The organism is Streptomyces sp. NPDC003393, assembly GCF_053589015.1.
This window is the reverse complement of sequence record NZ_JBSFRB010000030.1, coordinates 52,018-77,706: the sequence shown is the minus strand read 5'-3', so window position 1 is coordinate 77,706 and position 25,689 is coordinate 52,018. Positions and strand designations below refer to the sequence as shown.

The following is a 25,689-nucleotide window of genomic DNA, read 5'->3' as shown; positions in this document are numbered from 1 at the left end:
GGTCCACCTAGGTCAGTTCGTCGGCTCGGGAAGCGCGTCGAAGGCGTCCAGGACCTCTTCGACACCGATCCCGAGCAACGCGGGGTCGGGGCGGCGGCCGTGCGGGTCGCCCTCCGGGCCGTGCCACAGGGCGCGGTGGCGGGGGTCGTCGGGGGGCGGCCCCCAGCGGCCGGGCCGGACCGGGCCGCACAGCGTGAGCGACGGGGTGGCGTGGGCGACGGCGAGGTGCGCGATGCCGGTGTCGCCGCTGACGACGGCACGGGCGTGGGCGACCAGTGCGGAGAACCGTGCGAGGGGCAGGCCGCCGAAGACGTCGGTGTCGGCGAGCCGGGCCCTCTTGGCGAGGCCGGCGACGAGGTCGCCCTCGTCCGCTCCCCCGGTGACGACGACCCGGTGCCCGCGGGCGCGCAGGGCCTCGGCGACGGCCGCGAACCGGTGGACCGGCCAGCGACGGGCCGGCGATCCGGCGCCGGGGTGCAGCACGACCGTGCCGGGGGCCGGGGAGCGGGTGCTGGACGGCGGCAGCCGCAGGTCGGTGGGGTCGGCGCGGACGCCGTACCACCGCAGCAGCCGGCACCAGCGGTCCCGTTCGTGCTCGTCGGCGTACCAGGCCGGGCCCTCGACGCCGGGTGTCTCCGGATGCGCGAAGGCGAGCAGCCGCCCGGGGCCCAGACCGGCGAGGAGCCGGTGGCTGGGCGGCCCGTTGCCGTGCAGGTCGACGGCCACCTCGGGGGGCGGGCCGGTCCAGTCGAGGGCGCTCGGTACGGCCCGTCCGGGCGCGGAGGCGGGCAGCAGCCGGTCCACGGCCCCCGTCGCCGCCGCGAGCGGCCCGAGCCCGGCGGGCGCGGCCAGCACGATCTCATGTCCGGGAAACCCCCGCCGCAGCCCCCGCAACGCCGGAATCCCGGCCAGCAGATCCCCGAGACCGAGCGCCCGAAGCACCAGCAGCCGCCGGCTTCCGACGGTGCGGGTCCCGGCCGCCGCACCGGGCTCGTTCTCCTCGGACCCTCCCGCGGGTTCGCCGCCGGCCGCCGGCCCACCGGCGCCGCTCCCACCCGCCGGCCCGCACGCGCCGGACCCGCGCGCAGGCTCACGACCGGCCACCGGCCCGCTCGCGCCGCCCGCGCCCGCCGGTGCCGGGCGCCGCGGGACGTCCCCGCGCCCGGTCCGGACCGCCTCGGGTCGCGCCTCCGGCGTCTTCTCGGGCGTGGGCCGCGCGGCGCCGCGCAGGTCCCCGTGCGGCCCGGTCGGCGGGTGTGCCGCCGCGGGCGGCTCACAAGGGGCTCCGGTCATCGCGCGCCCTCCGCCGCCCTGGCCATCAGGGCCGTCGAGGAGCGGCCGTCGAGGTAGGGGAGCAGGACGGCCTGGCCGCCCCACGCGTCCAGGAGCGCCGCTTCGGGAAGTTCGGCGCCGGTGTAGTCGCCGCCCTTGACCCAGACGTCGGGGCGGAGTTCGGCGAGGAGGCGTTCGGGCGTGCCCTCGTCGAAGACGGCGACGGCGTCGACACAGGCCAGGGCGCGCAGCACCCGGACACGGTCGGCGAGCGGGTTGACCGGCCGGCCCTCGCCCTTGCGGCGGCGTACGGAGGTGTCGGAGTTGACGCAGACGACCAGGCAGTCGCCGATCCGCCGGGCGGCCTGGAGCAGGCCGACGTGTCCGGCGTGCAGCAGGTCGAAGCAGCCCCCCGTGGCGACGACGGTGCCGCCGGCCGCCCGGACCTCGGCGACCAGTCCGGCCGGGTCGTCCGGGGCGCCCGCCAGGGGCACGGTGTCGGCGGCGCGCGGGGGGCCGAGCAGACCGGCGGCCCCGCCGGCGCCCACGAAGGCGGTGGCTGCGGTGACGGCGCCCTCCACGGCCTCCCCGACGAGCGCGCCGTCCGCGAGTTGCCCGGCCGCGGTGGCGGCGAAGCGGTCGCCGGCGCCGCACGGGTCGCCGTGGTGGGCGGCGGGCACCGGCACCAGAAGGGGGTGTTCGCCGTACGACAGCAGAGCGCCGCGTGCGCCGAGGGTCACCGTGACCGCGGCGACGCGCCAGTGCCGCACGAGCGCGCACGCCTCGTGGGCGACGTCGTGCAGTTCGCTCCGGGGCGCGTCACCGCCGCCGTCGTTCCGGTCCGCGCTCAGCGTGGCCGTGAAACCGTGGGCCTCCGCGCGGGCCGGGGTGACCAGGCGGGTGCCCGCCACGGGCGGGCCTCCGCGCGGGTGCGGGTCCCAGACCTCCGGGGGGCGCCGGCACAGCTCGGACCGCAGGGTGTCCGCCGTGCCCCGGCCGTAGTCGGAGACGAGGACGGCGGAGGCGGCGGCGAGCACGGCGCGGGCCTCGTCGGTGGCCTCACGGGCGCGGCCGACGCCGTGGTCGAGGCGGACGACCGGCCGGCCCTGGGCCAGGACGCGGGTCTTCTGCGGCACCTCGCCGTTCATCGGGAGCGGAACGACCGTCACCAAGGGGTCGAGGAGCCGGCGCAGCTCCCGGCCGGCCGCGCCGTCGTCCAGAGCGGTGATCAGGGTGACGTCGCGGCCGTCGCGGGCGGCCAGGTACGCGGCGAGGGCGGCGCCGCCCGGCCGTACCCGTTGCGCGCAGTCGGCGACGACCGGGACGGGCGCGTCGGGCGCCAGCCGGTCGGCGTGCCCGGTCAGGTCGCGGTCCAGCAGGGCGTCGCCGACCACCACCAGGGGGGCCTTGTCCGTCATGTCACCTCCCGCCCCGTGCGAGTGCGGCGTCGAACGCCGCGCAGACCATGTGCACCGCGACCAGGTGGAGTTCCTGCACGGTGGCCGTGGAGGCCCCGGCCGCGCAGAGCGCCTCGTCGCTGCCCGCGCTGAGCGGGTTGGGCGCCGGCCCGGTCAGCGCCCACACACGCAGGCCGGCGGCGCGGCCCGCGTCGGCGGCGGACAGCAGGTTGGCGCTGGCGCCGCTGGTCGACAGCAGCATCAGGACGTCGCCGGGGCGGCCGTGGGCGCGCACCTGGCGGGCGAACACCTCGTCCACGCCGTAGTCGTTGGCGATGGCGGTGGTGCTGGAGGTGTCGGCGTGCAGGGCGATCGCGGAGAACGGCGGTCGGTCGTCGCGGTAGCGGCCGACGAGTTCGGCGGTGAGGTGCTGGGCCTGGGCGGCGCTGCCGCCGTTGCCCGCGGCCAGCAGCCGTCCCCCGCCGCCGAGGACGGCGGCAAGCCGTTCGCCCCAGCGCTCGGTGATGTGCGCGCAGCGCCGGAACCGTCCGAGGGCGGTGAGGAGTTCGTCGCAGTGCCCGGCGACGGCCGGTGTGTCGACGCTCATGACGTCACCTCCGGGAAGTCGGTGGCCATCACGCCACCTCCGAGTCCAGTGCGCCCTCGGCGGCGCCCGTGGCCCGCCGGTAGACCTGTTCCGCGCCGTCGGCGACGCGCCGCCAGGTGAAGCGGGCCAGGACGCGTTCCCGGCCGGCCGTTCCGTAGCGCAGGCGCAGCCGGTCGCCGCCGAGCAGTTCACGGGCCGCGGCGGCGACGGCGACGGGATCGCCCGCCCTGACCAGCCGGCCGGTGCGCCCGTCGGCCACCGAGTCGCGGTGGCCGCCGACGTCCGTGGCGAGAACGGGCACCGCGCACGCCATCGCCTCCAGCGGCACGATCCCGAACGGCTCGTACACCGGTGTGCACAGCACCAGGTCGGCGCCGCGCATCAGCGCGGGCATGGCGGCCGGGTCGACGGCGCCGAGCAGCCGTACCCGGTCGGCGACGCCCTCGGCCACGGCGAGTTTCAGCAGCCGTTCGGCCTCCGGTTCGGTGTGCAGCAGTTCGGCCGGCGGGCCGCCGGCGACGAGGAGTTCGGTGTGCGGGATCCGGGTGAGGGCGCGGATCGCCAGGTCGTAGCCCTTGCGGGGGACCAGCCGGCCGCAGGCGAGCAGCCGGTGGCGCTGGGCGCGGACGGGCGCGGGGGCGGTGGCGGGATCGGCGCCGGGGTGGAAGTGGGCGGCGTCGACACCGCAGGGCACGACGGACACCCGGCGCGGGGATATGCCCATGTCGGCGAGTTCGTGGACCTCGTCGGTGCAGGTGGCCAGGACGCGTTCGCAGGCGCGGCCGATCTGCCGCTCGACGCCGACGCGTTCGGCCGGGCTGGTGTCGGCGCGGCCCTGGTGGCGGCGCTTGACGGTGCCGAGGGCGTGGAAGGTCTGCACGACGGGGACGCCGTGCGGGCCGGCGCCGAGCAGGGAGGCCATGCCGGACATCCAGAAGTGGGCGTGCACCACGTCGGGCCGCCGTCGGCGCCAGACGCGCGCGAGGTACGCGCCGAAGGACGGCATGTGCTCGAACAGGGCGTCCTTGGGCAGGGACGCGGGTGGTCCGGCCGGTACGTGCTCGACCACGGCGCCGCCGGGCAGCGGCACCCGGTCGGGCAGGCCGGGGTCGTCGCGCCGGGTGTAGACCGTGACGTCGTGTCCGCGGCGCGCCAGTTCCTCGGTGAGCCGGGCGACGTACACGTTCTGGCCGCCGGCGTCGACCCCGCCGAGCTCGGCGAGCGGGCTCGCGTGCTCGGACACCATGGCGATCCTCATCGGGTCACCTCCTTCAGCAGCCGCTCCCAGTCGTCCAGGAAGCGGGTCAGCCCGTAGCGGGCGAGCGCGGCGGTCCGCGCCCGTTCGCCGACCGCGCGGGCGTGCGCCGGGTCGGCGACGAACTCCCGTACGGTGTCGATCAGTACGTCGATCCGGTTGGAGACCACGCCGGCGCCCGGCGGCACCGCCTCGGTGACCTCGGTGGTGGCCAGGGCGACCACCGGCATCCCGAGGTGCATCGCCTCCAGCAGGGACAGCCCGAGAGAGGTCCAGCGGACCGGGTGGAGGTACAGGCGGCGCCGGGCCATGGCCAGGTGGAGCTCGCGCTGGACCAGCTCGTGCGAACGGCAGCGCCCCGGCGGCAGGCCGAGCCGGCCGGCGAGCCCGTCGGTGCCCATGCCGAAGACGTCCAGCGGGGCAGCCCGCGCGAAGGCGGGCAGCAGGTCGGTGCCGGTCGTACGGCCGCGCCGGACGGGCTCGTTGACGACGACCGCCGCGTGCGGCAGCTCCCCGGTCCACAGCGGGCCGGGGTCGACGATGCCGTGCTCGATGACGGCGGTCTCGGCGCCCGCGGCGTCCCACATCAGCCGGTTGAAGTGGGTGACGTGCACGAGCGGCACGTCACGGGGCAGCTCGGCGACGGGATGCCGGGTGTCGGGGACGTCCCCGTGGGGGGCGTTGTGCTCCAGGTACACCATCGGCGGGCGGCGCCCCAGCCAGCGCCGTACCAGGTCGTACTCGTGCGGGCGTTGCAGGACGACGAGGTCGACGTCGGCGTCCCGCAGTCGCTCCGGCGGGAGCTCGATCACCGACTCGGGCCAGTCGAAGGTGCGGGCGCGGCCCAGGCCGTCGGGTCCCCGGCCGGGAGTGACGGGCACGAGGTAGGTGTGCGGGCCCTGGACGAACGCGGTGGTCCAGGAGCCGTGCACGTGCCAGATGAGGATCCTCATGTCGTCATCACCTTCTCCACGGCGACGAGCACGTCGTGCGCGGTCACCGACTCCAGGCAGGGGTGTCCGGGCACCGGGCAGGTCCGGGCGCGGCTGCCGGCGCAGGGCGCGTCCTGGTTGCCGAGCAGCACGTACGGCACTCCGTGGGGCCGCCAGCGCTCGGCGGGCACGACCGGCGCGAACAGGGAGACGACGGGGGTGCCGACGGCGGCGGCCAGGTGCGCGGGGCCGGTGTTGCCGGTGACGACCGCGTCCGCGCCCGCCAGGACGCCGGAGAGTTCGGCGGCTCCGGTGCGGCCGCCGAGGTCGAGCCCGTGCCCGCCGGCCACCTGCGAGGTCAGGTCCTTCTCCCCCGGGCCGCCGGTGACCACCACCCGGTGTCCGGCCGTGGCCAGTTCGCGCACGGCCTGCGCGCAGCGCTCCGGGCTCCAGGCGCGTGCGGGCACGCTGGCGCCCGGGTGCAGTACGACGTACGGCTCGGGGCCGGTCAGCCCCGTGGTGTCCGGCGGGGGCAGCACCCGGAGCCGTCCTTCGTCGGCGCGCGGGAAGCCTGCGGCGCCCGCGAGGTCGAGCGCGGCCTCGGCCTCATGGGCGTGCGGGGCGCGCCGGTGGCGTACGTCGAGCAGGGAGCCGGGGTAGTCCACGCTGTCCGCGGCGATGTGCGGTACGCCGGCCAGGCGCAGCAGCAGCGCGGTGGGCAGCGGGGACTGGTGATGGGACGTCAGCACGAGGGCGGTGTCTGCGTCGAGGGAGGCGAGGGTGTCGAGCACCTTGTCGGTCTCGGCGCGGTCGACGGGCGGCGGCTCGAAGGAGGCCCAGGGCGCGTCCCAGACGAGGATCTCGTCGACGCCGGGCAGCAGCCGGGCGGCGGGTTCGCCGCGCGGCCCGCACAGGAGGGTGACCTGTTCGGCGCGGGCGGCCACGGCGCGGACGGCGGGCCCGGCGAGCAGCACGTCGCCGAAGCTGTCGAGTCGGGTGACCAGAGCCTTCATCGTGGCCTCCGGGTCCTCATCGCGGCCTCCGTCCGGCTCGTCGGGACGCAGGGCGTCCGGGGCCGGTGGCGGCGTGGGCGGCCTCGGCGGGGCGTTGGCCGGCCAGGTCGCGGCCCCACGGCGGACCGGTGAGCACGGCGTGCACCGCCGTCAGCAGGTCCGGGGCCACATGGTCGGCGGCGGCCGTCTCCTGGGGGCGGGTGACCGGGGTGGGGACGAGGATGCCGTGGGCGCCCGCGCGGCGGGCGGCCTCCATGTCGGCGCCGATGTCGCCGATCACGGCGACGGTGCCGGGCGGGGTGCCCATCCGCCCGGCCGCCCGGAGGATCAGGCCCGGCCGCGGCTTGCGGCAGGGGCAGCCGTCGTCGGGGCCGTGCGGGCAGACGGCCCACGTGTCGAAGGGGCCGAGGAGTTCGTCTACGCGCTGGTCGACGCGGCGGACGTCCGCGGTGGCGATCAGCCCACGGGCCACGCCGGACTGGTTGGTGACGACACCGGTTCCGATGCCGTTGACGCGCAGCAGCTCCACCGCCTCGCGGGCGCCCTCGACCGGGCGGACCCGTTCCGGGTCGCCGTTGTAGGGGACGTCCTCGACGAGGGTGCCGTCGCGGTCGAACAGCACGGCCCTGACCGCGTGCACGGCTCTGTCCGGCTGCCCGGACCTGACCGCGTCCACCGGCCTGACCGGGTGCACCGGCCTGATCGGGTCCGCCCACCTGATCGGGTTCACGGGGCAACCCCCTGCCAGGCGCGGGCCGCCCGGTGGCGCCACATCCCGCTCAGCCAGTGCCAGCTCGCGGCGGGCGGGATGAGAACACTGGTGACGGCCATGGTGGTCACCTCGTACCGGGTGCGCGGGCCGGGCGCGATCCGCGCCCAGGCGAACTCCGCGGTGCCCGCCGCCCAGCCGAGCGCGGCGACGGCGGCGGCCCGTCGCCGCCCGGACGCGGCCAGCGCGCAGGCGGCCACGCCCGCCGCGGTGACGGCGAGGTGGGAGCGGATGCGTCCGCGCGGGGCGACCGCCTTGTGCCACCAGTCGGGGCCGTGCAGACGCAGCATCAGCGCGTCGTCGGCGTTGCCGCGTTGGGCGCGCAGCGACACCCAGCGGTCGGCGGGACGGACGGGGTGGCGGGTGGTGCGGCGGCCCTGGCGGATGCGCCAGCCCGCGTCGAGGACGCGCAGCGCCAGGTCGGCGTCCTCGCGGAAGGCGCGCCGGAAGCGTTCGTCGAAGCCGGCGACCTGCTTGAGGGCGTCCGTGCGGTAGGCCATGTCGGCGGTGATCCAGCGGGCCCGCGCGAGAGCGGCGGTGCCCCGTTCCCAGTCGGTGGGCCGGCGCTCCCCGGGCAGGGGGACGGCGATCACGCCCTGGACGGCCGCGGTGTCCGGATTCGCCTCGGCCAGGTCCTGGACCAGTTGGTCGCACCAGTGTGGGCCGACCTGCACGTCGTCGTCGAGGAAGGCCACCCAGGGCGTGGTGACCGCGCGCAGCCCGGTGTTGCGGGCCGCCGCGGGTCCCCGGCCGCCGCTGGTGAGCACGGTGGTCCGGGCGCTCAGGTCGCCGAGTACGCTCAACGGGTGCTCCAGGGCCCCGGGTTCGGCATTTGGCCGGTCGTCGACCAGCACGATCTCGTCCGGCTGGGGGCCGTGCGCGGCGGCCAGCGCGGCCAGGCAGTCGGCCAGGGTCTCTCGCGCCAGGGTGGGGACCACCACGGCGTAGGCGGGTCCGGTGGCGCGGGGACCGGCCGTGGCGTCGCGGCGGCTCACGCGTACGCCCTTGCCCTGCGCACCGCGTACGGGCCGATCGCCAGCAGGTCGACGGGCGCGGAGCCGAAGCACTCCAGCGCGTCGCGCGGGTCGTCGACCATGGGCCGGCCGGCGGTGTTGAGGCTGGTGTTGACGACGACGGGCAGTCCGGTGCGCCGCTCGAAGCCGCGCAGCATCCGGGCGACCAGCGGTTCCTGCCGCTCGTCGACGGTCTGGATGCGGGCGGTGCCGTCGACGTGCACCACGGCGGGGACGCGGTCGCGCCAGTCGCGGTGGACGTCGTGCACGAAGAGCATGTACGGGCTCGGCAGCGGCCCTCGGAAGAGTTCGTGGGCGCGTTCGGCGAGCACCATGGGCGCGACGGGCCGGAACTCCTCGCGGCCCTTGACCCGGTTGAGCCGCTCCAGGTTCTCCGGGCGGCCCGGGTGGGCGAGCAGGGAGCGGTGGCCGAGGGCGCGCGGGCCGTACTCGCTGCGCCCCTGGAACCAGGCGACGATGCCGTCGCGGGCCAGTTCCTCGGCGACCGTCTCGGCGATGTCTCCGGGCCGCTCGTAGGGCACCCCGGCCTGCTCCAGCCATCCGCGCAGCTCCTCGTCGCTCCAGCTCCGTCCGAGGTCGGCGCCGGGCATGGGGGCGAGGACCTCGCCTTCGCTCGCGGCCAGGTAGAGGGCGCCGCCGAGCGCGGTGCCGGCGTCCCCGGCGGCCGGCTGGACCCACAGGTGCCGGTAGGGGCCCCGTGCGGCGATCACCGCGTTGGCCACGCAGTTGAGGGCGACCCCGCCGGCCATGGTGAGCGCGTCGCCGCCCGCCTCGCCGTACAGCCAGTGCACGAGTTCGAGGAGCACCTCCTCCAGGACCGCCTGGCCGCTGGCGGCGAGGTCGGCGTGTTCCTGGGTCCAGGGCTCGTGCGGGGCGCGCGGCGGGGCGAGGGCGGCCCAGTCGACGCCGTGGGCGCGGAAGCCGCCGTCGCCGTCGGCGTGGACGTGCGGGCGCAGCCGGGGCAGGAAGCGGGGCTTGCCGTAGGAGGCCAGCGCCATGACCTTGTACTCGTCGCTGCTGCGCAGGAAGCCGAGGTGGGCGGTGAGCTCCTCGTAGACCAGGCCCAGGGAGTCGGGCAGGGCCTGCGCGGCGAGCGTGTCGAGCTTGCCGTCCTGGAAGCGGCCGACGAGGTGGGAGGCGGCCTCGCCGCGGCCGTCGAGGACGAGGACGGCACTGTCGGGGTGCGGGGAGGCGGGCCCGGCGGAGGCGGCGTGCGCGATGTGGTGCGGGACGAAGACCACCTTGGCGGGGTCGAGCCCGGGCAGTGCCTCGGCGAGGAACTCGGGGGCCCGGCGCGCGTACTCCAGGCGCAGCGGGTCCCAGGGGTCGAACAAACCCATGTCGGCGGCCGGGCGGGCCAGGGCGGGGTCGAAGGAGTAGGTGACGGCGTCCAGTTCGCCGGGCCGGACGCCCGACTGCTCCAGGCACCAGCGGGCGGAGAGTTCCGGCAGTTCCCACGCGGAGAACGGCACCGGGCGTTTGCCGTGCTTGCGTCGGCTGAAGCGCTCCTCCTCGGCGGCCGCGACCGTGCGGCCGTCGACGACGAGGGCGGCGGCCGGGTCGTGGAACAGGGCGTTGACACCAAGGATGCGCATGGGGTGGGCTCCGTCCCGTTCGGCGATGTTTCAGCGGGTGGGACCGCTCGGTGGCGCCGTGCACTTCGGGGTTCTGGGTGCCGCGACCCAGCTGTCTCAAACACATGAAGTCAACTGATGCCGGGAAAAGCCGGATTTTCGCGATATGCAATCCTTCGCGTGCACAGCGTGACGACGGCGGGCCGGGACGGCGCGGTACGGTTCGGGACACCGCGGTCTACCGGTGACGCGGCGGTTCAGGCGGCGGCCGCCCGCGCGAACCAGCCGATGGTGCGTTCCAGCCCCGCGCTCCAGGGCACGCGCGGCTGCCAGCCGAGCCGCTCCCGGGCGAGCCGGGTGTCGGGCCGGCGCCGGCCGGGGTCGTCGACGGGCCGGTCGACGAACCGGATGCGGGAGGCGGAGCCGGTGAGCTCCACGATCCGCCGGGCCAGTTCCAGCACGGTGATCTCGTCGCCGCCACCGATGTTCACCGGGCCGGTCTCCGCGGCGGCGGCGAGCGCGAGGATGCCGTCCACCGTGTCGTCGATGTAGCACAGCGACCGGGTCTGGCTGCCGTCCCCGGCGACGGTGAGGGGCGCGCCGTCCAGCGCCTGGGTGATGAAGGTGGGTACGGCACGGCCGTCGCCGGTGCGCATCCGAGGGCCGTAGGTGTTGAAGATGCGGACGATGGCGGCGTCGGTGCCGCGGGCCGCCCGGTGCGCGGTGACCAGCGCCTCGGCGAAGCGCTTGGACTCGTCGTAGACGCTGCGCGGGCCGACCGGGTTGACGTTGCCCCAGTAGCTCTCGCGCTGCGGGTGCTCCAGCGGGTCGCCGTAGACCTCGGAGGTGGAGGCGAGCAGGAAGCGGGCGCCGTCGGCGCGGGCGCGCTCCAGGGCGTTGCGGGTGCCGATGCTGCCGGCGTCGAGGGTCTGCAACGGCAGCCGCAGATAGTCGGCGGGCGAGGCCGGGCAGGCGAAGTGCAGCACCAGGTCGAAGCGGCCGGGCAGGCCGCGCAGGGCGCCGGGGTCGGTGGCGTCCGCGCGGACGAAGCGGAAGCCGCGCCGCCGCTCCAGCTCGGCGATGTTCGCGTGGGCGCCGGTGGACAGGTCGTCCAGGCACAGCACACCGGTGCCGGCGTCCAGCAGCCGCGCACACAGATGGGATCCCACGAAGCCGGCTCCCCCGGTCACCAGCGCCCGGCGCCAGTCGCGTCCGCTCACGGGGCTCTCCTCCCTCTCGCCATCACTCGCGTGTCGGCTGAGTAACCCCGTGGCCCTACGGACACACATCGGCCCCCACCGGCCGACGGACGCACATCGACTACTTGTTCGACTCCACCGCGTCCCGCGTCCGCTCGGTGGTGAGGTCGCGCCGGTAGCCCATCCCCGGCAGCCCGCCGGGCACGGTCGTCCCTCCCACGGGAACGAACCCGTTGCGGGTGAGCACGGTCATGGAGGCCCGGTTGCCGAGGCTGGTGACCGCGGTGAGCGTGTGCAGCCCGTACGTCCCGGCGGCCAGGCGGCACACCTCCCGCACGGCGGCCGTCGCGACGCCACGGCCGGCCGCGTGCTCACCGATCCGGTAGCCGAGCTCGGCCGACCCGTCGGCGACGTCGACGAGATTGACGCGGCCCAGCAGCACGCCCCGTTCGTCCACGGCGACGTGGAAGTGGCAGACACCGGCGTCCTGTTCGGCGAGCCGGGCCCGCAGGTAGGCGGCGAAGTCCGCGAAGTACGCGTCGCCGCGGTCGGGGACGAAACGGGCGAAGTACCTCCGGTTCTCCCGTTCGAAGGCCAGCAGGGCATCCGCGTGGTCGGGCCGCAGCCGCTGGAGGATCAGCATGGCCGCGAGCATACGGCCGGCCGAGTGGACCGCCGCACGAACCTGCCGGTGCGGGGCTCCGGTTGCCTACGATCATCGCGTGGTCGACTTCTTCCTCGAACGTACGGCACCGCTCCCCCTCGACGAGGCCTGGCGGCGGCTCACGCGATGGCACCGCCACGGCGACGGGGTCCCGCTGACCCGCGTCACCGTGGTCACCCCCGGACCGACCCGTGAGGGCACGCGGCTCGTGGCCCGTTCGGGGTTCGGTCCGCTCGGTTTCGACGACCGCATGGAGGTGACGGTGTGGCAGCCGCCGGCCGGTGCCGAGCCCGGCCGGTGCCGGCTGGAGAAGCGGGGCCGGCTGATCCGGGGCTGGGCGGAGCTCGAGGTCCGTCCGGGACCCGGCGGCCGTGCCCGGGTGCTGTGGCGGGAGGAGCTGCGGGTGCGCTTCCTCCCGTCCGTCTTCGATCCGCTCCTGGAACGGTCGGCGCGCACGGTCTTCGGACGTACGGTGAACAAGCTGCTGCGGCAGACGTGACAGCCGTGGCGGCCCGTGCACCCGGGTGGTCCGTCAGAGCGGCGGCCCGTGCACCCGAGTCGCCCGTCGCAGCGGCGGCCCGTGCACCCGAGTCGCCCGTCGCCGCGGCGGTCCGTGCACCGGGGGGTGCGGAGCGTCTCAGGCCACGGAGCCGATCCGGTCCGCCGGGGACGCTGTCCGGTCGTGGTGGATCGGGGTGCGGGCGCCGGTGAGCGGGACGCCGCTGCCGCCGCGCCGGGCGGCGACGATCTCCGCCGCGATGGACAGGGCCGTCTCCTCGGGGGTGCGGGCGCCGAGGTCCAGGCCGATCGGGGACCTGAGCCGGGCCAGCTCCAGCTCGGTGACGCCGGCCTCCCGCAGGCGTTCGTTGCGGTCGAGGTGGGTGCGGCGGGAGCCCATCGCGCCGACGTACGCCACCGGCAGCCGCAACGCCAGTTCGAGCAGGGGAACGTCGAACTTCGCGTCGTGGGTCAGGACGCAGAGGACCGTACGGCCGTCCACGTCCGTGTGCTTCAGGTACCGGTGCGGCCACTCGACGACGATCTCGTCGGCCTCCGGGAAGCGCGCCCGGGTGGCGAAGACGGGCCGGGCGTCGCACACCGTGACGTGGTAGCCGAGGAACTTGCCGGTGCGCACCAGTGCCGAGGCGAAGTCGATCGCACCGAAGACGATCATCCGGGGCGGCGGCACCGAGGACTCGACGAGCACGGTGAGCGGTGCACCGCAGCGGGAACCCTGCTCGCCGATCTCCAGGGTGCCGGTGCGGCCGGCGTCCAGGAACGCGGACGTCTCCGCGGCCACGGTGCGGTCGAGTTCCGGATGGGCGCCGAAGCCGCCCTCGTGGGAGCCGTCGGGGCCCACCAGCAGGGCGCGGCCCATGAGTTCGGGCGGTCCGGACACGATCCGCGCCACGGCCGCCGCCTCCCCCCGGGCGGCGGCGGCCAGTGCGGCCGCGAGCACCGGCCGGGCCGGAGAGCCCGCCCGTACCGGCGCGACCAGGATGTCGATGACGCCGCCGCAGGTCAGGCCGACGGCGAAGGCGTCCTCGTCGCTGTACCCGAAGCTCTCCAGGACGGACTCGCCGTCCTCCAGCGCCCGTTGGCACAGCTCGTAGACCGCTCCCTCCACACAGCCGCCGGAGACCGAGCCGGCCGCCGTTCCCTCGCTGTCGACGGCGAGGGCCGCGCCCGGTTGCCGGGGCGCGCTGCCGCCGACCGCGACCACCGTGGCCACGGCGAAGTCACGGCCCTGCTCGACCCACCGGTTCAGCTCCTCGGCGATGTCCAGCATCTGTCGGTCTCCTTGAGCAGCGTCGGTACGAAGGGAGTTGCAGGGCGGGTCAGTGCACGCCCAGCCAGCTCTCGACGGGGTTCAGGGCGAAGTAGACGAGGAAGATCACCGACAGCCCCCACATGAAGGCGCCGATCTCCCGGGCCTTGCCCTGAGCGATCTCGATGATCGTGTACGAGACCACGCCGGCGGCGACACCGGGCGTGATGGAGTACGTGAACGGCATGATCACCACGGTCAGGAAGACGGGGACGGCCGTGGCGCGGTCGCCCCAGTCGACGTGCCGGGCGTTCATCATCATCATCGCGCCGATCACGACGAGGGCCGCGGAGGCGACCTCGGACGGGACGATCGCGGTGATCGGGGTGAAGAACAGACAGGCCGCGAAGAACAGGCCCGTGACGACGGAGGAGAAGCCCGTGCGGGCGCCTTCCCCGACGCCCGTCGCGGACTCGACGAAGACGGACTGACCGGAGCCGCCGACCACACCGCCGACGACACCGCCGGCGCCGTCGATGAACAGGGCCTTGGACAGGCCCGGCATACGGCCCTGGTCGTCGGCGAGGTTCGCCTCGGTGCCGACACCGATGATGGTGGCCATGGCGTCGAAGAACCCGGCGAGGACCAGGGTGAAGACGATCACCGTGATCGTCATGACGCCCACGTCGCCCCAGCCGCTGAACGACACATGGCCCAGGAGCGAGAAGTCGGGCATCGACACGGGGCTGCCGTGCAGTTCGGGGGCGCCGTTCACCCACTGCTCGGCGTCGATGACACCGGCGGCGTTCAGGATCGCCGCGACGACGGTGCCGCCCACGATGCCGATGAGGATGGCGCCGGGGACGTCGCGGGCCTGGAGGGCGAAGATCAGCAGGAGGGTACCGGCGAAGAGGAGGACCGGCCAGCCGGACAGCTCCCCGCCGGGGCCGAGGATGACGGGCCCGCCGCCGGGGGACGGATTGCGGCCGACGAAGCCGGACTTGACCAGCCCGATGAAGGCGATGAACAGGCCGATGCCCATGGTGATGCCGTGCTTGAGCGGCAGCGGGATCGCGTTCATGATCATCTCGCGGAGGCCGGTGACGACCAGCAGCATGATCACGGCACCGTAGGCCACGCACATGCCCATGGCCTGGGGCCACGTCATCTGGGGTGCGACCTGGGTGGCGATGACACCCGACACGGACAGGCCGGCGGCCAGGGCGAGCGGCACCTTGCCGGCGATCCCCATGAGCAGGGTGGTGAACGCCGCGCCGAGCGCGGTCGCGGTGATCAGGGCCTTCTGGCCCAGGGTGTCCCCCGCCACGTCCTTGCCGGACAGGATGACGGGGTTGAGCAGCAGGATGTACGCCATCGCCATGAAGGTGGTGACGCCACCGCGCACTTCACGCGCGACGGTGGATCCCCGCTGGGATATGTGGAAGTACCGGTCGAGCCAGGACCGTCCCGCCGGGACGCGGCTGCCCGCGCCCGCGTCTTCGGCGGTGGTCCTCGGCTCCACTGACTGCTGGGTCATGGGGCCATCTCCCAAGGTTCATAGGGACACCCGTGTGGAAACCCTCCGGTCACGGGATTGGGGAATGGACGACCCGGGGGACGGCCCGAGACGAACCTCACTGCTGGTACTTCAAGACCGCGAGCGGAGCGGAGCTCGAAGAGTGGGGAGTGCTCCGGGCGGCGGGCGGAGTGTGATGTTCCGTGCGCCGCCCGGAGGGTTTCGCGGTTCCTCGCTCACACCGTGCCGGTGAGGTGCTCCGGCCGGACGGGTGTGCGCGGGAGTTCCAGCCCGGTCGCGTCCCGGATCGCCGCGAGGACGGCCGGCGTGGACGACAGGGTGGGGGCCTCGCCGATGCCGCGCAGCCCGTACGGGGCGTGCTCGTCGGCGAGTTCGAGCACGTCGACCGGGATGGTCGGCGTGTCGAGGATGGTGGGGAGCAGGTAGTCCGTGAAGGAGGGGTTGCGGACCTTCGCCGTCCGCGGGTCGACGATGATCTCCTCCATGACGGCGATGCCCAGGCCCTGGGTGGTGCCGCCCTGGATCTGCCCGACGACGGAGAGCGGGTTCAGCGCCTTGCCGACGTCCTGGGCGCAGGCCAGTTCGACCACCTTCACCAGGCCGAGTTCGGTGTCCACCTCGACGACGGCGCGGTGCGCGGCGAAGGAGTACTGCACGTGGCCGTCGCCCTGGCCGGTGCGCAGGTCGAACGGCTCGGTCGGCCGGTGCCGCCACTCCTCCTCGACCTCCACGGCCTCGCCCTCCAGGACGTCCACCAGGCCGGCGAGGACCTCGCCGCCGTCGGTGACGACCTTGCCGCCCTCCAGGAGCAGTTCGGCGGTGGCCCAGGCGGGGTGGTAGGAGCCGAACTTGCGGCGGCCGATCTCCAGCACCCGCTCGCGGACGAGTTCGCAGGCGTTCTTCACGGCGCCGCCGGTGACGTACGTCTGGCGGGAGGCGGAGGTCGAACCGGCCGATCCCACCTGGGTGTCGGCGGGGTGGATGGTCACCTGCGCGACGCCCAGTTCGGTGCGGGCGATCTGCGCGTGGACGGTGACACCGCCCTGGCCGACCTCGGCCATGGCCGTGTGCACGGTGGCGACGGGCTCGCCGCCGACGACCTCCATGCGCACCCGGGCGGTGGAGTAGTCGTCGAAGCCCTCGGAGAAACCGACGTTCTTGATGCCGACCGCGTAGCCGACGCCCCGTACGACGCTCTCGCCGTGCGTGGTGTTGGACAGACCGCCCGGCAGCTGCCGCACGTCGGGGCCCTCGGAGCTCTCCCACTGGCGCTCGGGCGGCATGGGCATCGCCTTGACGCGGCGCAGGAGTTCGGCGACCGGGGCCGGGGAGTCGACGACCTGCCCGGTCGGCATGACCGTGCCCTGGCTCATGGCGTTGAGCTGCCGGAACTCCACCCGGTCCATGCCGACGGCGTCGGCGAGCTTGTCCATCTGCGCCTCGTAGGCGAAGCACGCCTGGACCGCACCGAAGCCGCGCATGGCGCCGCAGGGCGGGTTGTTGCTGTAGAGCGCGAGCGCCTCGATCTCGACGTCGTCGACCTCGTAGGGGCCGATGGACAGCGACGCGGCGTTGCCGACCACCGCCGGGGAGGCGGAGGCGTACGCGCCGCCGTCCAGCACGATGCGGCACTTGACGTGGGTGAGCCTGCCGTCCTGGGTGGCGCCGTGCTCGTAGTGCAGCCGGGCCGGGTGGCGGTGGACGTGTCCGAAGAAGGATTCGAACCGGTTGTAGACGATCTTGACGGGCTTGCCGGTGCGCAGCGCCAGCAGACAGGCGTGGATCTGCATGGACAGATCCTCGCGGCCGCCGAATGCGCCGCCGACGCCGGCCAGGGTCATCCGCACCTTGTCCTCGGGCAGGCCGAGCACGGGCGCGATCTGGCGCAGGTCGGAGTGGAGCCACTGGGTGGCGATGTAGAGGTGGACGCCGCCGTCCTCCTCCGGCACCGCCAGGCCCGACTCCGGGCCGAGGAAGGCCTGGTCCTGCATCCCGAAGACGTAGTCGCCCGTGACGACGAAGTCGGCGCGCCTCGCGGCCTCGTCGGCGTTGCCGCGGACGATCGGCTGGCGGTGCACGATGTTGGGGTGCGGGACATGGCCGGCGTGGTGGTCGGTGCGGTTCTGGTGGACGAGGACGGCGCCGGGGGCCGTCGCGGAGGCCTCGTCGGTGATGACGCGCAGTTCCCGGTACTCCACCTTGATCTTGGCGGCGGCGCGGCGCGCGGTCTCCGGGTGGTCGGCGGCGACGATCGCGACCGGCTCGCCGTGGTGACGGACCTTGCCGTGCGCCAGGACCGGGGTGTCCCGGATCTCCAGGCCGTAGTGCGTGACCTCGGCCGGCAGGTCGTCGTACGTCATGACGGCGTGGACGCCGGCCAGGGCGAGCGCCTCGGAGGTGTCGATCGAGACGATCTCGGCGTGGGCGACGGTGGAGCGCAGGATCTGGCCCCACAGCATGTCCTCGTGCCACATGTCGGACGAGTACGCGAACTCGCCGGTGACCTTGAGGGTGCCGTCCGGGCGGAGCGTGGACTCGCCGATGCCGCCCTTGGTCCGCGAACCTTGTGTGATCTTCGTAGGTGCGCCGTTGGCCGGCATGTCAGACCCCCTCGGACTGCCGGGCGGCCGCCAGACGGACCGCGTCCATGATCTTCTCGTAGCCCGTGCAGCGGCACAGGTTGCCCGACAGCGCCTCGCGGATGTCCTCGTCGGTCGGGTTCGGGTTGCGCTCCAGCATCTCGTCGGCGGCGACCAGCAGACCGGGGGTGCAGAAGCCGCACTGGACGGCGCCGGCGTCGATGAACGCCTGCTGCACGGGGGAGAGTTCGGCGCCCTCGCCGGTCTGCGAGTCGGTGCCCTCGGCCTTCCATCGCCTGGCCTCGTCGAGCGAGGCGCTCTTCGTGCCGCAGGCGTCCGCGCCGCACGCGCGCTGCTTGGCGTACTCCGCCAGGCCCTCGACGGTGACGACCTCGCGGCCCTCGACCTGGCCGGCCGCGACCAGGCAGGAGCAGACCGGCACGCCGTCCAGGCGGACCGTGCACGAGCCGCACTCGCCCTGCTCGCAGGCGTTCTTGGAGCCGGGCAGCCCCAGACGCTCGCGCAGGACGTACAGCAGGGACTCGCCCTCCCAGACGTCGTCGGCCTCCTGCGGGCGTCCGTTGACGGTGAAGTTGACGCGCATCACGCAGCTCCCTAAGATGCGTCGCGGGTGCCGCGGTACGACTCCCAGGTCCAGGTGAGCGTCCGGCGGGCCATGACGCCGACCGCGTGGCGGCGGTAGCTCGCGGTGCCCCGGACGTCGTCGATCGGGTTGCAGGCCGCGGAGCACAGCTCGGCGAACTGGCTGGCGACCGACGGGGTGATGATCTTTTTGTCGTCCCAGAATCCGCCCTCTTCCAGGGCCGCGTTCAGGAACTCCTCGGCGGCGCGGGCGCGCACGGGGGTGGGGGCGGCCGAGCCGATGCCGGTGCGGACCGTGCGGGTCCCGGGGTGCAGGGCGAGACCGAAGGCGCACACCGCGATCACCATGGCGTTGCGGGTGCCGACCTTGGAGTACTGCTGCGGGCCGTCGGCCTTCTTGATGTGCAGGGCGCGGATCAGCTCGTCGGGCTCCAGCGCGTTGCGCTTCACACCGGTGTAGAAGTCGTCGATGGGGATCCGGCGGGAACCGCGCGCCGCCGACTCGACCTCGACCTCGGCGCCCGCCGCCAGCAGGGCGGGGTGGGCGTCGCCGGCCGGAGAGGCCGTGCCGAGGTTGCCGCCGACACCGCCGCGGTTGCGGATCTGCGGGGAGGCGACCGTGTGCGAGGCGAGCGCGAGTCCGGGCAGCTCGGCACGGAGGTCTTCCATGATCCTGGTGTAGGGCACCGAGGCGCCCAGCCGCACGTTCTCCTCGCCGACCTCCCACTCGTAGAGGTCGCCGACGCGGTTCAGGTCGAGGAGGTACTCGGGCCGTCGGTGGTCGAAGTTGATCTCGACCATCACGTCGGTGCCACCCGCAATCGGCACAGCGGTGGGGTGCTCGGCCTTCGCGGCGAGCGCCTCCTCCCAACTGGCGGGGCGAAGGAAGTCCATGACCGGCTCTCTTCTTCGTCTCGTGGGTCGTACAGATCGAGCCAATCCGTGTGCGGCGGGCCAGGCTCGTTCCTCTGTGTTCACGTGGAGTGCGGTCAGTACACCGTCGACTGCTCCGCCGGAGTCAGTCACCGAAAACATGAAGGGTTTGGCTGGCCAGCGCGGACATCTTGTAGATTCGTATGAACGGAGGCCATCGGCAACCTCTTGGTTTCCCCTGGAAACAGAGGCCACGGTCCCGCCCGCGGCGGAGCTGCCGTCCGGCCGCACACCGGGTCGGCGCCACCCGCCGTCCGGCCGCACCGGCCGGGCCCTCGCCCACAGGATTCATCGTAGTTTTCGAGACAAGGAACGGCGGCGACGAGAATGCGGCTGCGCGCACTACTGGACACCGATGCGCTGGGCCTGAAGCTGCTCGGCGGCGAGGAGGAGCTCGACCGCACCGTCCGGGGCGTGATGACCACCGATCTGCGCGACCCCAGCCGCTATCTGTCCGGCGGTGAGCTGGTGCTGACCGGCCTGGCCTGGCGGCGCGGCCCGGCCGACTCGGAGCCGTTCGTACGGATCCTGGTGCAGGCCGGCGTCGCCGCGCTGGCCGCCGGCGAGGCCGAGCTGGGCGATGTGCCCGACGACCTGGTGCTGGCCTGCGCCCAGCACCGGCTGCCGCTGTTCGCGGTGAACGAGTCGGTCGCGTTCGCGACGATCACCGAGCACGTCGTACGACAGGTCTCCGGCGAGCGGGCCGGGGACCTCGCGGCCGTGGTGGACCGGCACCGCCGGATGATGACCTCCGGGCCGGCCGGCGGCGGCCCGGACGTGGTCCTGGACCTGCTGGGCTCGGATCTGGATCTGCGGGCGTGGCTGCTCTCCCCCGCCGGCCGGCTGATCGCCGGCCCCAAGGCGGCCGGTCCCGCCCTGTCCGCGGGCGTGTGCGCCAAGCTCGCCGCCGAGCACCTGGCGGCCGGCCGTACCGGCCGGCGCGGCCCGCACCGCGTCACGCTCGACGGGACGACGTACTCCCTGTTCCCCATCCGCAGCTGGGGGCACCGCCCGGCGGAAGCCAAGGACGGCCGCTCCCCGCAGGCCGCGCGCGACGTGCGCGAGACGGTGCTGTCGGAGTGGCTGCTGGCGGTGGAGGCGGACGCGGGCGACTGGCCGGAGGAGCGGCTCGACCTGCTGCATGGCGTCACCCAGCTGATCGCGGTCGAACGGGACCGCAGGGACGCGGCCCGCACGGTGCGCCGCCGGCTCGCCCAGGAGGTCCTGGAGCTGGTCCAGACGGGCGCGCCGCCCGCCGAGATCGCCGCCCGGCTCCGGGTCGCGGCGCCCGTGCTGCTGCCCGGCCTCGGCGCGGCCCCGCAGTGGCAGGTCGTGGTGGCCCGCGTCGAGTGGGACGACGCGCCGGGCGTGCCGGACGGCCCCGCCGGGGTCTCGGCCGACGGGTCCGGCGGGCGCGGCACGGGCGGCACCGTCGACTCCGGTCCGGTGGCCCAGTCGCTGCTGGAGGAGATCCTGGTGGACCCGCACAGCACCGGACCCGAGCCGTCCGACCGGATAGCTGTCGCCCACACCGGCGGCGAGGCCATCGCCCTGGTGCCGCTCCCCGCCGTCTCCGGTGAGCACGACGGCTCGGAGTCCGGGATTCTCGCCGACGCGCTCCTGGAGGCCGTACGGGACCCGCTGTCGGCCGGTCTCGACGGCGACGGGCGGCTCACCCTGGGCGTCAGCGCGGCCGTGCACTCGGCCGAGGGGCTGCGCGGGGCGTTGGAGGAGGCCCGGCACGCCCGCCGGGTCGCGGCGGCCCGCCCGGGACGCGTCTGCGCGGCCGGCCACCAGGAACTGGCCTCCCACGTCCTGCTGCTGCCCTTCGTCCCCGACGACGTGCGCCGCGCCTTCACCGCCCGTCTCCTGGACCCGCTGAGGGACTACGACCGCCGGCACCGCGCCGAGCTGATCCCGACCCTGGAGGCGTTCCTCGACTGCGACGGCTCCTGGACCCGCTGCGCGACCCGTCTCCACCTGCACGTCAACACGCTGCGTTACCGGGTCGGGCGGATCGAGCAGTTGACGGGACGTGACCTTTCGCGCCTGGAGGACAAGCTCGACTTCTTCCTCGCCCTGCGCATGAGCTGAGGTCAGAGCGGTCGGCGGCGGCCGGCGCCGCCGCCGACGACGCACCAGGACTTTGTGAAATCCTTCACCCACCCTCTTGGCCGGGCCGCGGAATTCGTGCTGAGATGCCGCCACCACTCAAGGCTCGAAGGCGTGCTCGGGGAGGGCAACGTGGCGCATACCGCCATGTCTGGTAACGGAACGACCCCAGGTGACGATCCAGTCCAGACCGCGGTATGGCGGCTGCGCTCACGCGCGTGCTGGGCCGACGCGGCGGCGCTGGTGCCGTCGGACACGGCCGCCGCCGCGCTCCAGCGCACCGTGCTGCTGGTGGAACGCTGCCTGTACACGGAGTCCGGCTGGCAGGAGGCCGAGGACGCGCTGCGCACCGCGGAGGCGCTCGCGCACTCCGACGAGGAGCGGGGCGCGGCCGCTTGTGAACGCGGGTACTTGGCCTACTCGGCCACGCTGCACGGCGTACGGGACCGCGCCGACGAGGCGCGCTCCGCGCTCGGCCGGGCGGCGGCGCTGATCCCTCCGGGGGCTCCCGGGCGGGCGCTGCTGGACTTCCGGCGCGGACTGATCGCCGAGAACCTGACGCGCTCCCCGCAGGCCGCACGCGCCGCCTACCGCCGCGCCCACGCGGCCGCCACCGCCCACGCCGACCCGCTGCTGCTCTCCTCCACGTGGCGCCACCTGGCCGGGCTGGCCCTGCGGGAGGGGGAGTTGGCCGAGGCGCGGCACGGTTTCGCCGAGTCCCTGCGCATCCGCGAGGAGCTCGGCTACCTCGTCGGCACCGCCCCGGCTCTGGTGTCCCTCGCCGACACGGAGTCGGAACCGGAGGCGTCCCGCCTGCGCGAGGAGGCCCGGCGTCTGTTCCGGCTGCTGGGGGGCGTACCGACCTGGCTGGCCCGCCAGTTGACACCACCGGCGGCGGGGGCGGCGACGGCCTGAGCGGGCCCGGATCGGGCCCGGATCCCCTCCGCTCGGGCGAGCCCGCCCGCCGGCTCGCCCGCCGTGGCGGTGGCCGTGGGCGGGGTGGCGGAGGGGTACGGGTCGCCCGCCCCGGCGCCGCCGTCCTCAGCCGGCGGCAGCGAAGTGTTCGCGCACGAGCAGGTGCACCGCGTCGGTCTCCCGCGCGATCAGCGCGTCGAGCAGGGCCGTGTGCTGGGCGGCGTCCGCCACCAGCCCCGCCCGCGTGGGGCGGCCCGAGCCGCCGGCCGGGGGCCACTGGGCGCGGCGGTGCAGATCCCCGGCGATCCGCACGAGCTGTTCGTTGCCGGCCAGGGAGAGCATCGCGCGGTGGAAGGCGCGGTCGGTCTCGCCGTAGGTGGCCCGGCACCCCGACGACGCGGCGCGCACGGTGGCCTCGGCGAGCGGCCGCAGCTCGGCCCAGCGCTCGACGGACACGGTGCGGGCCAGCCGCAGCAGCACCGGCACCTCGACGAGGGCCCGCACCTCGGCCAGTTCGGCGAGTTCACGGGCGTCGCGTTCGACGATCCGGAAGCCGCGGTTGGGCACGACCTCGACGGCGCCCTCCAGCGCCAGCTGCTGCATCGCCTCGCGCACCGGGGTCGCGGAGACCCCGAACCGCTCGCCGAGCGCGGGCGCCGAGTAGACCTCGCCGGGCCGCAGTTCCCCCACGACCAGTGCGGCGCGCAGGGCGTCGAGGATCTGCCCGCGTACCGAGGAGCGCCGGACGGCGGGGCGGGGCGGCGGGACGGGCCGCTCGCCGTGCGTGTGCTCCCCCCGGGCGCCCTCGACCGCCGGGGTCTCCCGGTCCCGAGGTACGTCCGCGGCCGGGGTCTCCCGCTCCCGCCGCACGTCCGCCGCCTGCGGCTGCCGGGGGACCCGCATCGGGCCGGCGGCCGGCGGGAACCACGGTGTGCCGGCCCCGGTGGTCCCGGCGGAGTCCTGCGCGCCCTGCTTCACGGTCCTCCTCCGGGCTTGTAGGTGCTTGGGGTCATTACGGCGGGTTGTTACTCGCCCGTCAAGCACCTTAGGCGCAACTGATGGCGGGGTCACATTCCGGGCAAGTGAAGTAAGGTAAGCCTTGCCTTCAGTCGCCCCTTCAGTCGAGTGCGGATCGGTGGTCCGGCATGCCTGTCTCCCCGTCGGCCACATCGGACGCCTACGCCCGCCTCACCGCGGTGCACCCGGGCCTGGCGGTGACGGTGCTGGGCCCCGGCGAGCGGGCCCCCCGGGGCGGCGGCTGGGTCACGGCGGCCGCCCTCGCCCGGGGCGGCCCCGCCCTGGACGCCTTCCTGGCCTGGGACGACGCCCAGGTGCTGCGCGACTACGGAGTGCGGGCCCGCCCGGACGTGGTGGCGAGCTTCGGACTGCACCGGTACGCCTGGCCCGCCTGCCTGCTGGTCACCGTGCCGTGGTTCCTGCACCGCCGCGTGCCCCGCCTCCCCGTGACCCACGTCTCCTACGACCGCACCGCCGGCCGGATGGCCGTACGCCCCACCGCCTTCGCCTGCCTGCCGGACGACCCGGCGGCGGCGCGTCCCGGCGCCCTCGTGGTGCCCGACGAGGAGGCGCTGCGGGTCGAGGTGCGGGCGGCCGTCGCCGAGCACCTGGAGCCCGTCCTCGCGGCCTTCGGACCGCGCATGCGGCGGCGCGGGCGGGCCCTGTGGGGCACGGCGACCGACGAGATCGTCGAGGGCCTGTGGTACGTCGCCCGTCTGCTCGGGGAGGAGGGGCGGGCGATGCGCGAGCTGGAACTGCTGCTTCCGGGTGCGACCCGGCCGTACGCCGGCTCCGCGGCGTTCCGTGAACTCACCGGCCCGGACGGCGAGGCGGTGCCCACCCGGGACCGGGTCGGCTGCTGCATGTTCTACACCGTGCGTCCCGAGGACACCTGCGCCACCTGCCCGCGCACCCGCGACACGGAACGGGTCGCCGAACGGGCCACCGCGTCGGCCGCGTAAGGCTTCTGAGTCACTGTCAGCGGATCGGCCGGGCCACCCGCCCCACCCCGGCACGTCCGCCCCGATCCCGTAAGATCATCCACCGTCGGACACCCGCATGGGCTTTGGGCATTCACAACTTCCTCACCTGTCGCGCGCACTTTCCGCGGAACCACCCGTACGGGTAGTCTTATTCGAACTCAACTCCCGCCCCTCACGCGGCAGTTCGAGCAGAACGCCGTCCTCGGGCATCCCCTTGCACCTTCCAGGCGGCCTCTTGCCCCGAAACCCCCTGAGGGCCGACGGGATTGGGCCACTATGGCGGGCGTTACGCCCTATCCCCATGCAAGGGACCCCAGATGAGATTGACCGAGATATCGCTGAACTGGCTGCTTCCGGGCGCCGTGCTGCTCCTGGGCGTGCTGGCGGCGGTGGCGGTGCTCGCGCGCGGCAAGCGGTCCGACGGGAACGCCAGTGCCGACGACTCGTGGGAGCGCAGCGAGGAGCGCCGCAGGCGCAAGGAGGCCATCTACGGCACGGCCTCCTACATTCTGCTGTTCTGCTGTGCGGCGGTCGCCGCCGCGCTCTCCTTCCACGGGCTGGTCGGCTTCGGCGAGCAGAACCTCGGACTGACCGACGGCTGGCAGTACCTGGTGCCGTTCGGCCTGGACGGCGCGGCCATGTTCTGCTCCGTGCTCGCGGTGCGCGAGGCCAGCCACGGTGACGCGGCCCTCGGCTCCCGGATACTGGTGTGGATGTTCGCCGCCGCCGCGGCCTGGTTCAACTGGGTGCACGCGCCCAGGGGTGTCGCCCACGCGGGCGCCCCGCAGTTCTTCGCCGGTATGTCCCTGTCCGCGGCCGTCCTCTTCGACCGCGCGCTGAAGCAGACCCGCCGGGCCGCCCTGCGCGAACAGGGCCTGGTGCCGCGTCCGCTGCCGCAGATCCGGATCGTCCGCTGGCTCCGGGCGCCCCGGGAGACCTACCGCGCCTGGTCGCTGATGCTCCTGGAGGGCGTGCGCAGCCTGGACGAGGCGGTCGAGGAGGTGCGCGAGGACAGGCGCCTGAAGGAGGAGAGGCGCCGGCTGCGGCGCGAGCAGGAGCGCGTCGAGCGCGCCCAGCTCAAGGCGATCAGCCGAGGCCACCGCGGCTTCGTCGGCCGGGGCGGGCGGCAGAACGAGACGCAGGCCCTGGAGCCGGGTCCCTCCCAGGTCGGCGCGGAGCCTGCCATAGCGGCGGCGGAGCCGCTGCCGGTGCGCGCCCGGCCCTCCCTCCAGCCGGTCCGCAAGGCCTCTGACCCCATCCCCGTGGACCTCACCGCGGAGGACGACACGATGGCCCTGCCGCGTCTGGACTCGCTGGAGCGCAAGCTCAAGGACCTGGAGCAGCAGTTCGGCTGAGAACTCTTGACAGAGCGGCGCTTCCTGAGCTCATGCCCTTGATCGAGGCCGTCCCGCCGGTGCGGGGCCGACGCGGACGGCCCCGCCGACGGCCGGGACACCTCTACGCCGACCGCGGCTACGACCACTGGTCACCAGCACCCTCGCCGCCCAACGACACAAACAGGTGTC

The 25,689-nt window shown here is 74.6% G+C and carries 22 protein-coding genes and 1 pseudogene; 6 read left to right on the top strand and 17 right to left on the bottom strand.

Annotated features, from left to right (window positions below):
• Positions 1 to 12: 12 nt before the first annotated feature.
• The 11 genes from ACWDUZ_RS25935 to ACWDUZ_RS25885 all read right to left on the bottom strand — a co-directional run bounded on the left by ACWDUZ_RS25935 (position 13) and on the right by ACWDUZ_RS25885 (position 11,695).
• Positions 13 to 1,293 carry a glycosyltransferase family 9 protein gene (locus tag ACWDUZ_RS25935; protein WP_451634210.1) on the bottom strand — a complete coding sequence of 427 codons (1,281 nt, stop codon included), beginning with the start codon at positions 1,291 to 1,293 and terminating at the stop codon, positions 13 to 15.
• The gene (rfaE2, locus tag ACWDUZ_RS25930; protein ID WP_451634209.1) at positions 1,290 to 2,690 is read right to left on the bottom strand and encodes a D-glycero-beta-D-manno-heptose 1-phosphate adenylyltransferase; all 1,401 of its coding nucleotides are present in this window, start codon (positions 2,688 to 2,690) and stop codon (positions 1,290 to 1,292) included. The genes ACWDUZ_RS25935 and rfaE2 overlap by 4 nt, the downstream gene beginning before the upstream one ends.
• Before the next feature lies 1 nt (position 2,691).
• Positions 2,692 to 3,276, bottom strand: a complete 585-nt coding sequence (locus ACWDUZ_RS25925; protein WP_451634208.1) for a D-sedoheptulose-7-phosphate isomerase — start codon at positions 3,274 to 3,276, stop codon at positions 2,692 to 2,694.
• A 28-nt stretch (positions 3,277 to 3,304) separates the two neighbouring features.
• Positions 3,305 to 4,534 carry a glycosyltransferase gene (locus ACWDUZ_RS25920; RefSeq protein WP_451634207.1) on the bottom strand — a complete coding sequence of 410 codons (1,230 nt, stop codon included), beginning with the start codon at positions 4,532 to 4,534 and terminating at the stop codon, positions 3,305 to 3,307.
• Positions 4,531 to 5,484, bottom strand: coding sequence for a glycosyltransferase (locus tag ACWDUZ_RS25915; RefSeq protein WP_451634206.1), 954 nt, complete (start codon positions 5,482 to 5,484; stop codon positions 4,531 to 4,533). Before ACWDUZ_RS25915 ends, ACWDUZ_RS25920 begins: the two co-directional genes overlap by 4 nt.
• Positions 5,481 to 6,476 carry a glycosyltransferase family 9 protein gene (locus ACWDUZ_RS25910; protein ID WP_451634205.1) on the bottom strand — a complete coding sequence of 332 codons (996 nt, stop codon included), beginning with the start codon at positions 6,474 to 6,476 and terminating at the stop codon, positions 5,481 to 5,483. Before ACWDUZ_RS25910 ends, ACWDUZ_RS25915 begins: the two co-directional genes overlap by 4 nt.
• A 16-nt stretch (positions 6,477 to 6,492) precedes the next feature.
• Positions 6,493 to 7,116, bottom strand: a complete 624-nt coding sequence (locus ACWDUZ_RS25905; protein ID WP_451634237.1) for a D-glycero-alpha-D-manno-heptose-1,7-bisphosphate 7-phosphatase — start codon at positions 7,114 to 7,116, stop codon at positions 6,493 to 6,495.
• A gap of 86 nt (positions 7,117 to 7,202) precedes the next feature.
• Positions 7,203 to 8,240: a glycosyltransferase gene (locus tag ACWDUZ_RS25900; protein WP_451634204.1), complete on the bottom strand. Its 1,038-nt coding sequence runs from the start codon at positions 8,238 to 8,240 to the stop codon at positions 7,203 to 7,205.
• Positions 8,237 to 9,874 (bottom strand): carbamoyltransferase family protein, encoded by a 1,638-nt coding sequence (locus tag ACWDUZ_RS25895; protein WP_451634203.1) that lies wholly within the window; start codon positions 9,872 to 9,874, stop codon positions 8,237 to 8,239. The genes ACWDUZ_RS25900 and ACWDUZ_RS25895 overlap by 4 nt, the downstream gene beginning before the upstream one ends.
• 236 nt (positions 9,875 to 10,110) lie before the next feature.
• Positions 10,111 to 11,073 carry an NAD-dependent epimerase/dehydratase family protein gene (locus tag ACWDUZ_RS25890; RefSeq protein WP_451634202.1) on the bottom strand — a complete coding sequence of 321 codons (963 nt, stop codon included), beginning with the start codon at positions 11,071 to 11,073 and terminating at the stop codon, positions 10,111 to 10,113.
• A 100-nt stretch (positions 11,074 to 11,173) separates the two neighbouring features.
• Positions 11,174 to 11,695, bottom strand: coding sequence for a GNAT family N-acetyltransferase (locus ACWDUZ_RS25885; RefSeq protein WP_451634201.1), 522 nt, complete (start codon positions 11,693 to 11,695; stop codon positions 11,174 to 11,176).
• A 79-nt stretch (positions 11,696 to 11,774) separates the two neighbouring features.
• On the opposite strand from ACWDUZ_RS25885, the gene ACWDUZ_RS25880 reads away from it, so the two are divergent.
• Positions 11,775 to 12,215 carry an SRPBCC family protein gene (locus ACWDUZ_RS25880; RefSeq protein WP_451634200.1) on the top strand — a complete coding sequence of 147 codons (441 nt, stop codon included), beginning with the start codon at positions 11,775 to 11,777 and terminating at the stop codon, positions 12,213 to 12,215.
• A 138-nt stretch (positions 12,216 to 12,353) separates the two neighbouring features.
• Here the strand turns inward: ACWDUZ_RS25880 and ACWDUZ_RS25875 are convergent, their stop codons facing one another.
• From ACWDUZ_RS25875 to ACWDUZ_RS25855, 5 genes are all read right to left on the bottom strand, one after another.
• The gene (locus tag ACWDUZ_RS25875; protein ID WP_451634199.1) at positions 12,354 to 13,505 is read right to left on the bottom strand and encodes an XdhC family protein; all 1,152 of its coding nucleotides are present in this window, start codon (positions 13,503 to 13,505) and stop codon (positions 12,354 to 12,356) included.
• A gap of 49 nt (positions 13,506 to 13,554) precedes the next feature.
• Positions 13,555 to 15,021 (bottom strand): NCS2 family permease, encoded by a 1,467-nt coding sequence (locus ACWDUZ_RS25870; protein WP_451634198.1) that lies wholly within the window; start codon positions 15,019 to 15,021, stop codon positions 13,555 to 13,557.
• Positions 15,022 to 15,236: 215 nt separating this feature from the next.
• Positions 15,237 to 17,621, bottom strand: a complete 2,385-nt coding sequence (locus tag ACWDUZ_RS25865; protein WP_451634197.1) for a xanthine dehydrogenase family protein molybdopterin-binding subunit — start codon at positions 17,619 to 17,621, stop codon at positions 15,237 to 15,239.
• Position 17,622: 1 nt separating this feature from the next.
• Positions 17,623 to 18,204, bottom strand: a complete 582-nt coding sequence (locus tag ACWDUZ_RS25860) for a (2Fe-2S)-binding protein (RefSeq protein WP_451634196.1) — start codon at positions 18,202 to 18,204, stop codon at positions 17,623 to 17,625.
• A gap of 11 nt (positions 18,205 to 18,215) precedes the next feature.
• Positions 18,216 to 19,097, bottom strand: a complete 882-nt coding sequence (locus tag ACWDUZ_RS25855) for an FAD binding domain-containing protein (RefSeq protein WP_451634195.1) — start codon at positions 19,095 to 19,097, stop codon at positions 18,216 to 18,218.
• Between the two features lie 366 nt (positions 19,098 to 19,463).
• On the opposite strand from ACWDUZ_RS25855, the gene ACWDUZ_RS25850 reads away from it, so the two are divergent.
• Positions 19,464 to 21,230 (top strand): PucR family transcriptional regulator, encoded by a 1,767-nt coding sequence (locus tag ACWDUZ_RS25850; RefSeq protein WP_451634194.1) that lies wholly within the window; start codon positions 19,464 to 19,466, stop codon positions 21,228 to 21,230.
• A 165-nt stretch (positions 21,231 to 21,395) separates the two neighbouring features.
• The gene (locus ACWDUZ_RS25845; RefSeq protein ID WP_451634193.1) at positions 21,396 to 22,163 is read left to right on the top strand and encodes a hypothetical protein; all 768 of its coding nucleotides are present in this window, start codon (positions 21,396 to 21,398) and stop codon (positions 22,161 to 22,163) included.
• A gap of 126 nt (positions 22,164 to 22,289) precedes the next feature.
• Here ACWDUZ_RS25845 and ACWDUZ_RS25840 read toward each other — a convergent pair whose 3' ends face one another.
• A complete protein-coding gene (locus ACWDUZ_RS25840) occupies positions 22,290 to 23,141 on the bottom strand; it encodes a GntR family transcriptional regulator (RefSeq protein WP_451634192.1) in 852 nt (283 codons plus the stop codon).
• 167 nt (positions 23,142 to 23,308) lie between these two features.
• On the opposite strand from ACWDUZ_RS25840, the gene ACWDUZ_RS25835 reads away from it, so the two are divergent.
• The 3 genes and pseudogenes from ACWDUZ_RS25835 to ACWDUZ_RS25825 all read left to right on the top strand — a co-directional run.
• Positions 23,309 to 24,142: a (2Fe-2S)-binding protein gene (locus ACWDUZ_RS25835; RefSeq protein WP_451634191.1), complete on the top strand. Its 834-nt coding sequence runs from the start codon at positions 23,309 to 23,311 to the stop codon at positions 24,140 to 24,142.
• Positions 24,143 to 24,480: 338 nt separating this feature from the next.
• On the top strand, positions 24,481 to 25,518 hold the full coding sequence (locus ACWDUZ_RS25830; RefSeq protein ID WP_451634190.1) for a DUF2637 domain-containing protein: 1,038 nt from the start codon (positions 24,481 to 24,483) through the stop codon (positions 25,516 to 25,518).
• A gap of 26 nt (positions 25,519 to 25,544) precedes the next feature.
• Positions 25,545 to 25,643 (top strand): annotated as a pseudogene (locus ACWDUZ_RS25825) (IS5/IS1182 family transposase); the annotation flags it as partial.
• Positions 25,644 to 25,689 lie beyond the last annotated feature (46 nt).

Excerpts from the sequence above, each read along its gene's own strand:
- ACWDUZ_RS25935 (WP_451634210.1), bottom strand. The coding sequence starts at position 1,293 with ATGACCGGAGCCCCTTGTGAGCCGCCCGCGGCGGCACACCCGCCGACC.
- rfaE2 (WP_451634209.1), bottom strand. The coding sequence starts at position 2,690 with ATGACGGACAAGGCCCCCCTGGTGGTGGTCGGCGACGCCCTGCTGGAC.
- ACWDUZ_RS25925 (WP_451634208.1), bottom strand. The coding sequence starts at position 3,276 with ATGAGCGTCGACACACCGGCCGTCGCCGGGCACTGCGACGAACTCCTC.
- ACWDUZ_RS25920 (WP_451634207.1), bottom strand. The coding sequence starts at position 4,534 with ATGAGGATCGCCATGGTGTCCGAGCACGCGAGCCCGCTCGCCGAGCTC.
- ACWDUZ_RS25915 (WP_451634206.1), bottom strand. The coding sequence starts at position 5,484 with ATGAGGATCCTCATCTGGCACGTGCACGGCTCCTGGACCACCGCGTTC.
- ACWDUZ_RS25910 (WP_451634205.1), bottom strand. The coding sequence starts at position 6,476 with ATGAAGGCTCTGGTCACCCGACTCGACAGCTTCGGCGACGTGCTGCTC.
- ACWDUZ_RS25895 (WP_451634203.1), bottom strand. The coding sequence starts at position 9,874 with ATGCGCATCCTTGGTGTCAACGCCCTGTTCCACGACCCGGCCGCCGCC.
- ACWDUZ_RS25885 (WP_451634201.1), bottom strand. The coding sequence starts at position 11,695 with ATGCTGATCCTCCAGCGGCTGCGGCCCGACCACGCGGATGCCCTGCTG.
- ACWDUZ_RS25875 (WP_451634199.1), bottom strand. The coding sequence starts at position 13,505 with ATGCTGGACATCGCCGAGGAGCTGAACCGGTGGGTCGAGCAGGGCCGT.
- ACWDUZ_RS25870 (WP_451634198.1), bottom strand. The coding sequence starts at position 15,021 with ATGACCCAGCAGTCAGTGGAGCCGAGGACCACCGCCGAAGACGCGGGC.
- ACWDUZ_RS25865 (WP_451634197.1), bottom strand. The coding sequence starts at position 17,621 with ATGCCGGCCAACGGCGCACCTACGAAGATCACACAAGGTTCGCGGACC.
- ACWDUZ_RS25860 (WP_451634196.1), bottom strand. The coding sequence starts at position 18,204 with ATGCGCGTCAACTTCACCGTCAACGGACGCCCGCAGGAGGCCGACGAC.
- ACWDUZ_RS25855 (WP_451634195.1), bottom strand. The coding sequence starts at position 19,097 with ATGGACTTCCTTCGCCCCGCCAGTTGGGAGGAGGCGCTCGCCGCGAAG.
- ACWDUZ_RS25850 (WP_451634194.1), top strand. The coding sequence starts at position 19,464 with ATGCGGCTGCGCGCACTACTGGACACCGATGCGCTGGGCCTGAAGCTG.
- ACWDUZ_RS25845 (WP_451634193.1), top strand. The coding sequence starts at position 21,396 with ATGTCTGGTAACGGAACGACCCCAGGTGACGATCCAGTCCAGACCGCG.
- ACWDUZ_RS25835 (WP_451634191.1), top strand. The coding sequence starts at position 23,309 with ATGCCTGTCTCCCCGTCGGCCACATCGGACGCCTACGCCCGCCTCACC.
- ACWDUZ_RS25830 (WP_451634190.1), top strand. The coding sequence starts at position 24,481 with ATGAGATTGACCGAGATATCGCTGAACTGGCTGCTTCCGGGCGCCGTG.